This is a genomic window from Pedobacter sp. GW456-11-11-14-TSB4 (assembly GCF_059424425.1).
The window spans coordinates 573442-585535 of sequence record NZ_JBWKZK010000002.1 but is presented as its reverse complement, the minus strand read 5'-3'; the positions used below and the strand labels follow the sequence as shown (position 1 = coordinate 585535).

Here is a 12094-nt window from a genome sequence, read left to right as displayed (position 1 = left end):
AATATGCAAACTTTAATAAATATTGGTATCGTTTTGGCAACATTTTTCGGCATGGAAGGCGTTGCTTGGCTTACGCATAAATATGTAATGCATGGTTTGTTTTGGTTTTTGCACGAAGACCATCACCAAAAAGACCCCAACGACTTTTTAGAGAAAAATGACTTTTTCTTTTTAATTTTTGCAATACCAGGTATTATCTGCCTTGCTTTAGGAAACTTTTATGATGTTAGAGTTGCACTTTACATCGGCATCGGCATTACACTTTATGGGTTATGCTATTTTTTAGTGCATGATATTTTCATCCACCAGCGTTTTAAAATTTTTAGAAATACCGATAATTGGTACTTAAAAGCCATTAGAAGAGCGCATAAAATGCACCACAAACATTTAGGTAAACACCAAGGCGAATGTTTTGGTATGTTATGGGTACCTATTAAATATTTTATGCAAGCAAAAAACAGTAAATAATAATGAAGTATACTTATTTGCTAATTGATTTTTTTACAATCATTGTTCCCTTTTTATTCTCGTTTCATCCAAGGTTAAAATTTCACAAAACTTGGCGTTCGTTTTTTCCAGCAGTGCTGATTACAGGTTTGGTTTTTGTTTTGGGAGATGTTTATTTTACCCATTTAGGCGTTTGGGGTTTTAATCCAACTTATTTAATTGGTATCACTATTGGCAATATGCCTATCGAAGAAATTTTGTTCTTCCTTTGCATTCCCTTCTCATGTGTATTTACTTTTCACTGCCTTAACATCCTTTTAAAACTAAAACTAGCAGAAAGAACTACAAGTTTAATCACCTACTTTTTTATTGTAATGGGTTTTGTTGGTGGCTTTTATTTTTTAGATCAGCTGTATACCACAGTTACTTTATTTAGTCTTGCGGCTTTACTTATCATCGCAAAATTTGTTTTAAAAGTAAATTGGCTTGATCGTTTTTATCTTGTCTACTTGATATTACTTATACCCTTTACCATTGTAAACGGACTGCTAACAGGAACCATGTTAGATGCACCAGTTGTTTGGTATAACAGTAATGAAATTATAGGGATAAGAATGTTAACTATACCTATTGAAGATATATTTTACGGAATGAATTTAATTTTGCTAAACCTTTTAATTTATCTGGGGCTTGAGCAAAAATTCAATCAAGAAAAGCAAAATTAATTAGGGGTTTCTCAACTTATATTGCTCTTAAATTTAAGTTAAATACAACTGATAGTTTATCATTTGCTCTTACCAAATGGCCAACCTTTTTGGGAGGTATAAGATTAAAATCAGAAAAATGAATAGGTTGCACACCAATCAAAGTCATGGTGTTTCTTTCCATTAACAACTGATATGTAATTTCGTAACGTTTGCTAACGCCGGCAATAGTAATCTCTACATTACCACAAATTTTATTTACGTTCTGATTAATATTTTTAAGTTCTTTTAACGATAAAAACTTAACCTTTAAATGCGGAAACTGATCTGCCTTTAGCGTCTTGCGCAATTCTCTAGTCATCATAAAATTACTACAACTAAAGTTGGCAACTTTAATGTTAAACGCACCAGTAAGGATAATTTTATCACTCCTATCCTGAGCAATAACTACGGTATCAGTTTTAGCATACTGATCTATATTGCAAGAAAATTTACCAACGTTTGTTGTGCCATTTACACTCAAATTGCTATGCTCAGCTATAATCCATTTGGTATTTGTTGCAGTTTTTTTATGTGTAACAAAGCTAGTTAATACAAAAAAAACGATTAAAAGTGTAAGGTATTTCATCATGGTAATTGCATAAAAAAGCAGAAGCAATTTGCTCCTGCTCATTAATATTTGGATAATTAAAAACCAACTACAGCTTGGATCACGTATCCATTAAATTTACCAGCATTTCGAAAATCTGCTGTTGGAAAATCTTTATATTTTTGGGTAACATATTCACCTTTCAGCAAGATGTTTTTAGTTAAAAACCATCCAGCTGCAAAAGCAACGCGATCAACTTTCACATCACCGGCATAATTAATTGCAGGTGATGTACCTACCGCGGCAACATTAGCCAAAGCTGCAGTAACCACATTGTATTTTGCTCCGATAAAGAAATTTTCTTCCACTCCAAATCTGTATACACCATCAATAGCTATTTGCTCTGCTCCTCTGGTGCTAGTTTCATTTTTTGATCTGCCTTTGGCATTTTCATAAGTTGCAAACAATTCTAATCCTTTCAATTTTACAAAAGCATTTAATTGTACCGCATTTACTTTTTTGGTAAACCCTGGATTAAATCTTCCAGAGAAAGCATTAGCTGCAGTTGTTGCGCCAATTTTTTCCATTACCATGAAATAGTTTGATCCAGTTCTGTCGCCACCATATAACGTTTGTCCGCCAGAGCTATTGTTACTATAAAACGAGCCTGCAAAACGAACTCTCATATCTATATTTAACTGTTTATCGAAACCACCTTTAACATATATAGCAGGCGATTTATGAACATTTGCATCTTGTGTTGTGGCAATTAAACTATCAATGTTCCCTTTAATCATTCCGTTAGATACTCCTAACATTCCGAACAATCCATTTTTTCTCAAGAGAATTTCTCCACCAATTTCTGTTGTAAAACCATCCATAATGTAGTTTTCTATAAATGGATTGTAAATGGTTTGTCCACCATCAGATCTACGAAAGTGCTGATCGCCATAATTGATTTCCATGTGGCCAATTTTGATGGTTGTGACAGACATAATATCTTCCCATAATTTGCCTTTAAATGGTAATTTGTCAAATTGAATATATCCACCTTTTACCCATGTTTCGTTGTGGTGACGAGATGATAGATAGCTCGTTAAATTCAGTCTAATTCCATCTGCCAATTGCACATCCATAAATAAGTTGGCATTTGCAGTATTAAAACCAGGTGTCATTTTGTACAATCCGCCAGCCGTATTTTCATGTTTTAAACCCTGAAAAGACTGGGTAAAGCCAGCACCAAATTGCACTTTTAGTTTATCGAAAATTGTAGTGCTATCTTTTGGCGCTTCAAATACATTAATTCCAGATTTATCGTAAGGACGAAGATTGGTAACCTGTGCTTGAGCTTTGTTTATGCCCAATGTGCTGACAAAAAGAAGTGCTATCGCAGCAACTTTTACTATTGTAAAATTAGTTTTCATGATGTTGATTTTAGGGATTTCGTATTATTTAGCGTATGTAAGATTAAATTGTATGGTTAAGTCGTTGCCAACTTTCATTGCGCCAAGCATAAAACTTGGTGGCTGTATACCGTAATCTGTAAGAATTAAATTTTCTTGTCCGTGGCAAGTAACAGTACCATCTGCATTTACCAGAGCCATTACTTTCATGGCAATAACTTGAGTTTTACCAGCAATGGTTAAATTACCTGAAGTTTGGATGCTATATTTGTTGGCCTGTACCATGGTTACAGTTGCGAAAGTAAGTTGATAAGTAACCTTAGGAAATTGATCAGCTTTCATCGCTTTGTAAGTTCTTTCATCCATTGATGTTTTATCACTTTTTAAGCTCTTAGCCAAAACACTAAATTTGAGCGAGGTTAAGTCTACCAGCTCATTGTTACTGTCAAATTTAAAGGTGCCATTACTTTCTAATCCTTTAGCTACCATTGTCCAATCGTGCACGTTAGATTTACCTAAAACTTTAATGCTATTATCTTTAGATGATGCTAGTTTATAGCTAGTTTGAGCCATTAGCATTTGAGGAGAAAGCATAAATAAAATGATGCTAACTTTTAAAATTATCCTTCCAAAATGGGTTACTTGATTTGTTCTCATGGGGGTGATTGATTAAGTTTTTATTGTTAATCAAATGTACAGCTACCCGTCAATACTGCTTATGATAAGCAATAGCTTTTAAACTGATTGATATCACTAATTGAATTCTTAATTAATTGAAAATCAATATTATGAAAAACATCACTTGAGATTATGATCTAGCTTACAATTTGAATTTGATCATCACTTAAATTTGATAAAAACTAAATCATCATGAAAAAAATATTAGTCCCAATTGATTTTTCAGAATGTGCAGACAATGCATTAAGCTATGCAATTAACCTAGCTAAAGTCATCAAATTTAATATCCATGTATGCCATTCAATTGTACCTATCGCAAATAATGCGATGTACGGCATTACCATGATTACGCCTACTGAAGAACAAAGTTACATTGAAAGAACTACAACATATTTAAAAACTTACGCTGAAAAAATTATTGAGAAAGAAAGTTTAAACACTCCAAGCACACCTACTTTAACTTATAGCATTGAACATACAACAGCTAATGAGGCAATAGATCAATTAATAGATCGCCATGATTTTGATTTAATTGTAATGGGATTATCTGGTGCAGGTGCGGTTGAAAAATTTTTAGTAGGCAGTACCAGCAGAAAGCAAATTGATCAGACAAAAATTCCAACTTTATTAATTCCTAAAAATGCAAAGTATTGCAAAATAGATAAAATTGCTTTTGCGACTGATTTAAATGTTGGTGATATGAATTCCTTACAAAATATTGCCAGGCAATTTTGCAGGTTTGAGCCAGAAATTTTGTTGTGCCACATTCACGGACTAGCATCAGATTTTCATGATCCTTATAGCAAAGCCAATATTTTTTTGAAAAATGTTACTGGCAAAATCAACTATCCTAAAATATACTATCGCCACATTCAGCAAAAAAAGGTAAATGATGGTTTATTATGGCTTACACAAAAAGGAGATGTAGATATTTTGGCTATGGTACACCGCCAAAAAGGAATGTTCGCAGAGTTTGCATACGGCAGTCACACCCAGCAAATGGCAAAAACAATTAGCATCCCATTAATAGTTTTACCAGAAGGAAATGAAGTTATTGGGTGGTAAGTTAAATGGATCCTTCACTGCGTTATGGATGACAAGTGTTCATTATAAAGTTTGTCATTCCGAGCTTGCGAGGAAACTCAAGGTGTTAATGAAGAACTACTGATAAATAAGGTTTTATATAGAGATCCTTCACTGCGTTCTGGATGAAAAATTATAGTCTGGATGAAAAGTGTCCTTAATAAACTTTGTCATTCCGAGCTTGCGAGGAATCTCAAATACAAATTACCTTTCTATCACATCCTCATTTAGGAATCTCCAATCTTCATTATCAATCTCTATTAATGCATCTTTCTTTGCTCGCGACCAACCCTTAAGTTCTTTTTCTCTTGCAATTGCGTCCTCAACATATTGGAAATGCTCAAAATGAACTAAATAAAAACAATTGTATTTAGAAGTAAATGAAAATGCATTATAACCTTCAACATGTTGTTTTAATCTATTAGATAAATTATTAGTTACCCCTATATACAAAACAGTTCGTGCCTTATTAGTCAGAATGTAAACAAAGTAATTATGATAATTCATAATTGAACTTACAAAATAAACTATTGTATTAAAAATTTATCATTCAGAGCCTTGGATAAATGTCAAGTCTTTTTAAAGAGATCCTTCACTGCGTTCTGGATGACAAATTATAGTCTGGATGAAAAGTTGTTTTATAAACTTTGTCATTCCGAGCTTGCGAGGAATCTCTAATGTTGTAATGCAGAACTAGCGATACATTGTTTTATAGAGACCCTTCACTGCGTTCGGGATGACAAATTACAGTCTGGATGACAAGTGTGCTTTTTAAACTTTGTCATTCCGAGCTTGCGAGGAATCTCTAATGTTGTAATGCAAGAACTAGCCATACATTGTTTTATAGAGATCCTTCACTGCGTTCTGGATGACAAATTATAGTCTGGATGAAAAGTGTGCTTTTCAAACTTTGTCATTCCGAGCTTGCGAGGAATCTCTAATTTTGTAATGCAATAACTAGCCATACATTGTTTTATAAAGATCCTTCACTGCGTTCTGGATGACAAATTACAGTCTGGATGACAAATAAAGTTATAAAGACAAACTCACTTATCAATCCACCCCTTCTACCAATCTAAACAAATCAGATTTAACAATTCGATTAGCTAACAATTGCTCGTTAATTTCTTTTGTAAGTTTGCTATGTTCCTCAATTAAATTCATATCCACCTTCAAATCCTCAGTTTTCAAAATCCCTTCCAGCAGGTGCTGATGTTTATTTACCAATGCCTTTAACGTAATTGTCTTCTCATTTAAAATAGATAAGCTTTCTGAAATGGCTTCAATTTCTTTAGCTGTATGTTTCTTGCCGATAAAAAAAAGTTTCTCGCCGAATAGTTTCTGGTAAAATCTACTTTCATCTTCTAAAAAGCAAACTAGCAACATCCATTCTTTATTCTGTAAATAAAGTTCTTGTAGCTCTGTTGATAATGTTGACTCTGATATTAAATTCATGACCGTAATGATTAAATAAAATTTATTATTCTGCGATTTGCAATACTATTCTTCCTTCAATTTCTCCTTTTTTCATCTGCGCTAAAATTTCATTAATATCTTCCAATTTTGCAGCATGAATCGTAGCTTTTACTTTTCCTTCTACAGCAAAGCCGATGGCTTCTTGCATATCTTTACGCGTGCCAACAATAGATCCTCTTACCGTATAACGGTTTAAAACAGTTTCAAAAATTGGCAAATCAAAACTTCCCGGAGGTAAACCATTTAAAGAGATAGTACCTTTTCTACGTAAGGCAGTAAGCGCTTGTTTAAAAGCAATTGGCGATACTGCAGTGACTAAAACGCCATGCATGCCGCCAGTTTTTTCTTTTAAATACTTGCCAGGATCATCATGTAATGCATTTACAGTTAAATCAGCACCTAACTTTTTAGCCAAGGCTAATTTTTCATCAGATATATCAATTGCTGCTACATGCAAACCCATTGCTTTGGCATATTGCACAGCTAAATGCCCTAAACCTCCAATACCTGAAATAGCTACCCATTCGCCTGGTTTTACTTCAGTTTCTTTTAGTCCCTTATAAACGGTAACTCCGGCACAGGTTATAGGCGCCATTGCTAAAAAATCAATATCTTTCGGAAAACGAGCAATGTATCTGGCATCGGCTACAACATATTCTGCATAACCACCATCAACACTGTAACCGCCATTTTGCTGACTTTCGCATAAGGTTTCCCATCCGGTAATGCAATATTCGCAACGCCCGCAAGCACTAAAAAGCCACGGCGCACCAACTACATCTCCTATCTGTACATTTTCTACTCCTCTGCCCAAAGCCACAACATTACCTACAGCTTCGTGACCAGGGATTAAGGGTAATTTCGGCTTAACTGGCCAATCGCCCTCACAAGCATGTAAATCGGTATGGCAAACACCGCTTGTAATAACTTTAATTAAAACCTGATTTTCGCCGGGCATTTTAACTTCAACCTGTTCTATGGTAAGGGGTTTGCCGAATTCATGCAGCACAGCCGCTTTCATTGTTTTTGGAATCATGGTATTGATATTTTAGGGTGAAAAATTAAGTATTGAAACGTTGATGGTATGACCTATCCAGCATTTCTCTGTGATTAGGATGTGCGATTGCTATTAATGCTTTTGCTCGTTGCTTAAGGCTTAATCCAAATAAATTTACCTTGCCGTACTCGGTTACAATCCAATGTACATGGCCGCGAGTAGTTACCACTCCTGCTCCCTCTTTTAAAAATGGAACAATTCTACTAATTCCCTTATTGGTTTGTGATGGCAAAGCGATAATGGGTTTGCCGCCTTCAGAAAGTGAAGCGCCATGAATAAAATCCATCTGACCACCAATGCCAGAATACTGATAAGTACCAATAGAGTCTGAACATACCTGTCCGGTAAGATCAATTTCTATAGCACTATTAATGGCGGTAACTTTTGGGTTTTGCCTAATGATGCTTGTGTCATTTACATAACCAATATCCATTACTCTTATTGAAGGATTATCATGTACAAAATCATATAATTTTCGGGTTCCGGTAATAAAAGAAGTAACAGATCTGCCTACGTTCAACTTCTTCTGACTATTGTTAATTACGCCGCTTTCTAATAATGGAATAATGCCATCAGCAAACATTTCGGTGTGGATCCCTAGATTTTTATGCGTGGTTAAATTTTTTAAAACTTGATCTGGTATACCACCAATACCCATTTGCAGCGTTGCACCATCTTCTACAAGCGATGCTACATTCAATCCAATTTTCTCTACTACATCATTAATTTGATTGGAATAATTCACCTCTGGCAAATCTGTGTTGTACCAAACCATGGCATCAATTTTATTAATATGTAAAAAACCATCACCATGTGTACGCGGCATGAGCGGATTTACTTGCGCAATTACATGTTTAGCCATTTCTACCGCCGACTTGGCAATATCAACAGAGGTACCTAATGAACAATAGCCATGTGCATCTGGTGGCGAAACCTGAATTAAGGCTACATCAATTGGTAAAATATTTTTGCGAAACAATTGTGGTATCTGACTTAAAAAAATAGGCACATAATCGCCGTTTTCACTATTGGCAACATTTCTGGTTGCTGCAGATACAAATAATGAATTGAAGTAAAATGAATTTCTGAACTCAGGTTGATCGAAATTAACATCGCCCAAAGTGGTGATACTAACCAATTCTACATTTTTTAATTGCTGATGCCTTTTTTGTAAGGCTTTTACCAAGCAAATTGGTGTGGCGGCGCCACCGTGTATAAAAACCCTATCGCCAGAATTTACAATGGCTAAGGCTTTATCTTCATCAATATAATTAGGAACTTTCATGTACAATATTTACAACCGATTAGCGTGTTGCTGATTGTGGTAAAAGTAGCTTGAAAAGCTCAGTTAATAAATGATAATCAATAAGTTAAAAACTGATTTTCATCAGCTTTGATTTATATAATATGATTTGATTTACATACATTCTGCCACATGCCCAGGATGTGTTGCATGTATTGCTGGAGATAAAAATGGAATGCCTAGTTCTGCACTGCGCATGATAAACAGAACGCCCAAAAAAAGCATAAACCAGGGCACCAATTTGTTGGGGTTAAAACGAATGTATTGTTTTAAATAAATACCACCTAACGAGATTAATAACATTAATGGAGTGGTACCTAAGCCAAACAGGAACATAAAAACACCTGCTTGCTTAACCGATGCTGTACTTAAAGCGGTTGCTAAAGCTAAATAAACCATGCCGCATGGAATAATACCGTTTAACATACCCGCAAAGAAACCCCAAAAGGGCATACCATAAATTTTGCCCATTAATTTTGCAATTGGAGCAATCAATTTTGATTGAAAGGAGTTAAAAACTTGAAGATAACTTTTACTGAAATACAAAACCGTAAATAGCACTAACAATATGCCTATAGTTAAACTTAAAGTATTTTGACTAACAACCAAACTTAGGCTCTCACCTAAAAAACCAACTAAAATACCCATTATGGTATACATGAGCACCCTACCAAATTGGTATATCAACAAATTTATAGCTGCTTTAAAATAGTTTTGTTTGGGCAAAGGTAAACTTAACATTAACGGTCCGCACATTACCGCACAATGCAAACTGCCAAATAAACCTAATAAAAATGCTAAAGGTAATCCGGTCACAGGGTGATGCTTTTTTTATGTTGATATTTTTTTGAGTTGCTTGTCCATTTAAGCTCTAAAAACCATAGTCCGCTATGCATATTTTTTCGGTTAATGATAATCAAATGAGCATCGCTTACCGTTGCTCCGCTATCAGTTAATTTGTCTTTATTGGTTGATGGTCTGACCAAGCTTAAATTATAATTGGCACTATCTTTTAATTGAATAATGATTTGGCTGTCGCTGATTGTAATTTTTGGTTCAGCCTTATCCTTAATTACATTCTGATTGGCATTGTATTCATCGTTGTAATTGATCCCTTTTTCGTAATAATCTTCATCTACCAAAGTATCATTTCCGTGTACGCTAAACATATACGCTACCATACCGATGATAAACAACATGAATACCACCATTCCTAAAATTATTTTTGTTCCCCAATTCATGTGCTTAATTTTTTATTATAATTTGTTAAACCTTTACGCCAAAAACATAACCTACCAATGCAGATAAACCCATAGCAATTGTACCCCAAATGGCAATACGCAAAACCCCTTTACCTATGTGTGAACCGCCAGTTTTTGCTGCAACTGTTCCTAAAATCATCAGAAAAATAATAGTACAAGCATAAAGCCAATACTCCATCCCCTTTATAGGAGCAAACAACACCACCATTAATGGCAATATCCCGCCAACAGTAAATGAAGCTCCAGAGGCAAATGCCGCCTGAATGGGTTTGGCTTGGCTAATTTCATTAATACCTAACTCATCTCTAATATGCGTAGCTAAAGCATCTTTTTCAGTTAATTCTATAGCAACTTGCAATGCAGTTTCCTTTTTTAATCCCCTACGTTCGTAAATTTGAGCCAAAATTTTCAGTTCTTCTTCTGGCATATCCAACAACTCTTGTCGCTCTCTTTCTATATCTGCTTTTTCTGTGTCGGTTTGCGAACTTACCGATACATATTCTCCTGCTGCCATTGATAAGGCGCCAGCAACTAAGCCAGCAACCGTTGCTAAAATAATAGGCTCTTTAGCTGTACTCGCAGCCGCAATACCAATTGCTAAACTCGAAACCGAAATTATACCATCATTTGCACCTAAAACAGCAGCCCTCAGCCAGTTACTTCTGTGTATGTAATGACTGTCTAAATAATTATCTATCGTTACCATTTGATTTGTTTAAGTATTCATAAAAATACTAAAAAGCTTCTACTAAGGTTGGGCGAAAAAAGTGGTTTCTGCTGTGCTAATTATTTCATTTTTTGTAATTATTTTAAACAGCACATCGGTTTTAAAACCAGCTATATCATTCGGCTTTTTGATTAAGAAAAAGGTTAATCTAACTGTACCTTCTTTAGGCAAATAAACCGGTTTCTGAATAAATTCTATCCTATCTGTAGGATTATCAGATTTAAAAACAAAGTTGATGTCTTTATTGGTTTTATTGATGAGTTCTGCATTGTACAAATTACTGATAGAGCCGTCTTCCCTAACTTGATAAGTGGTACCGCTTGCTCTTAAAACCGTAGTTTGTACGTTTTGCCTTTTGTAAATTAAGCTCGAAAACACTAAAACAACCACAAACAAAACAGCTGTATAACCGTAAGCTCGCAAACCTAATTTAAAAGGCTTTTCTTTTTGGATATAATCTTGGGTAAAAAAGCCGATCAAATTTCCTGGCTTGTTAATTTTATGCATCACTTCGTTACAGCTATCAATACAAGCTGTACAGTTTACGCATTCTAATTGGGTGCCTTTTCTAATATCAATCCCTGTGGGACAAACCTGTACGCATAAACCACAATCAATACAATCGCCTTTACTCAAATCTACCTTGCTTTTTTGCAAGTGAGCCCTTGGTTCACCTCTTTTTTCGTTATATGCAACAATTAAGCTTTGGTTATCTAGTAAAACTCCTTGCAACCTACCGTAAGGACAAATTACTGTACAAACCACCTCACGCACATAAGCGAAAACCATATAAAATATAAAGGTAAAAACCCAGATAGAAACAAAGCCAGAAATGTGCTGTGTAACGGGTTCAGTAATAATTTCATACAGTACATTAGAACCAATAATATAGGCTAAAAAAGTATTGGCAATGCCGAAAGATATGATTAAAAACAAAAAGTGCTTAAAACCTTTTTTTAAAAATTTTTCACTTGTCCATGGCTGGGCGTCTAATTTTTTCTGCTGGTTAGCATCACCTTCTATCCAATACTCAATTCGCCTAAAAACCATCTCCATAAAAATAGTTTGCGGACAAGCCCATCCACACCAAAGCCTCCCTAAAATTACCGTGAAGCAAACAATGAAGATCATAAAGATCAGCATCGCCAGTGCGAAAAGATAAAAATCTTGAGGCGTAAAAATCAAGCCAAAGAAAACGAACTTACGTTCTAAAAAATTTAACAAAACCCATTGCTCGCCTTTAATTTTTAAAAAAGGAGCAGCAAACAAAAAAACTAAAAGGACATAGCTTACCCACTTGCGGTAATTGTATAATTTACCAGCAGGTTTTTTGGGGTAAAGAAATTTACGTCCTATTAGTTTCAT

General features: G+C 34.9%; 14 protein-coding genes. 3 read left to right on the top strand and 11 right to left on the bottom strand.

Annotated elements, in window-relative coordinates; translation table 11 throughout:
• Positions 1 to 3 precede the first annotated feature (3 nt).
• Together AC07XU_RS09950 and AC07XU_RS09945 are read left to right on the top strand one after the other, a co-directional pair.
• The gene (locus tag AC07XU_RS09950; RefSeq protein ID WP_494943495.1) at positions 4 to 468 is read left to right on the top strand and encodes a sterol desaturase family protein; all 465 of its coding nucleotides are present in this window, start codon (positions 4 to 6) and stop codon (positions 466 to 468) included.
• Positions 469 to 470: 2 nt separating this feature from the next.
• Positions 471 to 1172 carry a lycopene cyclase domain-containing protein gene (locus AC07XU_RS09945; RefSeq protein WP_494943494.1) on the top strand — a complete coding sequence of 234 codons (702 nt, stop codon included), beginning with the start codon at positions 471 to 473 and terminating at the stop codon, positions 1170 to 1172.
• Positions 1173 to 1188: 16 nt separating this feature from the next.
• Here the strand turns inward: AC07XU_RS09945 and AC07XU_RS09940 are convergent, their stop codons facing one another.
• Genes AC07XU_RS09940 through AC07XU_RS09930 form a run of 3 tightly spaced genes read right to left on the bottom strand, consistent with a single transcriptional unit; the run spans position 1189 to position 3800 of the window.
• Positions 1189 to 1824, bottom strand: coding sequence for a YceI family protein (locus AC07XU_RS09940; protein ID WP_494943493.1), 636 nt, complete (start codon positions 1822 to 1824; stop codon positions 1189 to 1191).
• A 14-nt stretch (positions 1825 to 1838) separates the two neighbouring features.
• The gene (locus AC07XU_RS09935) at positions 1839 to 3164 is read right to left on the bottom strand and encodes a hypothetical protein (RefSeq protein WP_494943492.1); all 1326 of its coding nucleotides are present in this window, start codon (positions 3162 to 3164) and stop codon (positions 1839 to 1841) included.
• A gap of 24 nt (positions 3165 to 3188) precedes the next feature.
• Positions 3189 to 3800, bottom strand: a complete 612-nt coding sequence (locus AC07XU_RS09930; protein WP_494943491.1) for a YceI family protein — start codon at positions 3798 to 3800, stop codon at positions 3189 to 3191.
• 213 nt (positions 3801 to 4013) lie between these two features.
• Between AC07XU_RS09930 and AC07XU_RS09925 the strand changes: the two genes are divergently transcribed.
• Positions 4014 to 4886, top strand: coding sequence for a universal stress protein (locus AC07XU_RS09925; protein ID WP_494943490.1), 873 nt, complete (start codon positions 4014 to 4016; stop codon positions 4884 to 4886).
• Between the two features lie 222 nt (positions 4887 to 5108).
• Here the strand turns inward: AC07XU_RS09925 and AC07XU_RS09920 are convergent, their stop codons facing one another.
• From AC07XU_RS09920 to ccoG, 8 genes are all read right to left on the bottom strand, one after another.
• On the bottom strand, positions 5109 to 5411 hold the full coding sequence (locus AC07XU_RS09920) for a GIY-YIG nuclease family protein (protein WP_494943489.1): 303 nt from the start codon (positions 5409 to 5411) through the stop codon (positions 5109 to 5111).
• 546 nt (positions 5412 to 5957) lie between these two features.
• A complete protein-coding gene (locus AC07XU_RS09915) occupies positions 5958 to 6359 on the bottom strand; it encodes a hypothetical protein (protein ID WP_494943488.1) in 402 nt (133 codons plus the stop codon).
• A gap of 25 nt (positions 6360 to 6384) precedes the next feature.
• Positions 6385 to 7416, bottom strand: coding sequence for an alcohol dehydrogenase AdhP (gene adhP / locus AC07XU_RS09910; RefSeq protein WP_494943487.1), 1032 nt, complete (start codon positions 7414 to 7416; stop codon positions 6385 to 6387).
• Positions 7417 to 7441: 25 nt separating this feature from the next.
• Positions 7442 to 8722 carry an acetyl-CoA hydrolase/transferase family protein gene (locus AC07XU_RS09905; protein WP_494943486.1) on the bottom strand — a complete coding sequence of 427 codons (1281 nt, stop codon included), beginning with the start codon at positions 8720 to 8722 and terminating at the stop codon, positions 7442 to 7444.
• 132 nt (positions 8723 to 8854) lie between these two features.
• A complete protein-coding gene (locus AC07XU_RS09900; RefSeq protein ID WP_494943485.1) occupies positions 8855 to 9556 on the bottom strand; it encodes a sulfite exporter TauE/SafE family protein in 702 nt (233 codons plus the stop codon).
• Positions 9553 to 9981, bottom strand: a complete 429-nt coding sequence (locus AC07XU_RS09895; RefSeq protein WP_494943484.1) for a FixH family protein — start codon at positions 9979 to 9981, stop codon at positions 9553 to 9555. The genes AC07XU_RS09900 and AC07XU_RS09895 overlap by 4 nt, the downstream gene beginning before the upstream one ends.
• 25 nt (positions 9982 to 10006) lie before the next feature.
• Positions 10007 to 10708: a VIT1/CCC1 transporter family protein gene (locus tag AC07XU_RS09890; RefSeq protein ID WP_494943483.1), complete on the bottom strand. Its 702-nt coding sequence runs from the start codon at positions 10706 to 10708 to the stop codon at positions 10007 to 10009.
• A gap of 42 nt (positions 10709 to 10750) precedes the next feature.
• A complete protein-coding gene (gene ccoG / locus AC07XU_RS09885; protein WP_494943482.1) occupies positions 10751 to 12094 on the bottom strand; it encodes a cytochrome c oxidase accessory protein CcoG in 1344 nt (447 codons plus the stop codon).

Coding starts and splice junctions, on each gene's coding strand:
- AC07XU_RS09950 (WP_494943495.1), top strand. CDS start 4: ATGCAAACTTTAATAAATATTGGTATCGTTTTGGCAACATTTTTCGGC.
- AC07XU_RS09945 (WP_494943494.1), top strand. CDS start 471: ATGAAGTATACTTATTTGCTAATTGATTTTTTTACAATCATTGTTCCC.
- AC07XU_RS09940 (WP_494943493.1), bottom strand. CDS start 1,824: ATGAGCAGGAGCAAATTGCTTCTGCTTTTTTATGCAATTACCATGATG.
- AC07XU_RS09935 (WP_494943492.1), bottom strand. CDS start 3,164: ATGAAAACTAATTTTACAATAGTAAAAGTTGCTGCGATAGCACTTCTT.
- AC07XU_RS09930 (WP_494943491.1), bottom strand. CDS start 3,800: ATGAGAACAAATCAAGTAACCCATTTTGGAAGGATAATTTTAAAAGTT.
- AC07XU_RS09925 (WP_494943490.1), top strand. CDS start 4,014: ATGAAAAAAATATTAGTCCCAATTGATTTTTCAGAATGTGCAGACAAT.
- AC07XU_RS09920 (WP_494943489.1), bottom strand. CDS start 5,411: ATGAATTATCATAATTACTTTGTTTACATTCTGACTAATAAGGCACGA.
- AC07XU_RS09915 (WP_494943488.1), bottom strand. CDS start 6,359: ATGAATTTAATATCAGAGTCAACATTATCAACAGAGCTACAAGAACTT.
- adhP (WP_494943487.1), bottom strand. CDS start 7,416: ATGATTCCAAAAACAATGAAAGCGGCTGTGCTGCATGAATTCGGCAAA.
- AC07XU_RS09905 (WP_494943486.1), bottom strand. CDS start 8,722: ATGAAAGTTCCTAATTATATTGATGAAGATAAAGCCTTAGCCATTGTA.
- AC07XU_RS09895 (WP_494943484.1), bottom strand. CDS start 9,981: ATGAATTGGGGAACAAAAATAATTTTAGGAATGGTGGTATTCATGTTG.
- AC07XU_RS09890 (WP_494943483.1), bottom strand. CDS start 10,708: ATGGTAACGATAGATAATTATTTAGACAGTCATTACATACACAGAAGT.
- ccoG (WP_494943482.1), bottom strand. CDS start 12,094: ATGAAACTAATAGGACGTAAATTTCTTTACCCCAAAAAACCTGCTGGT.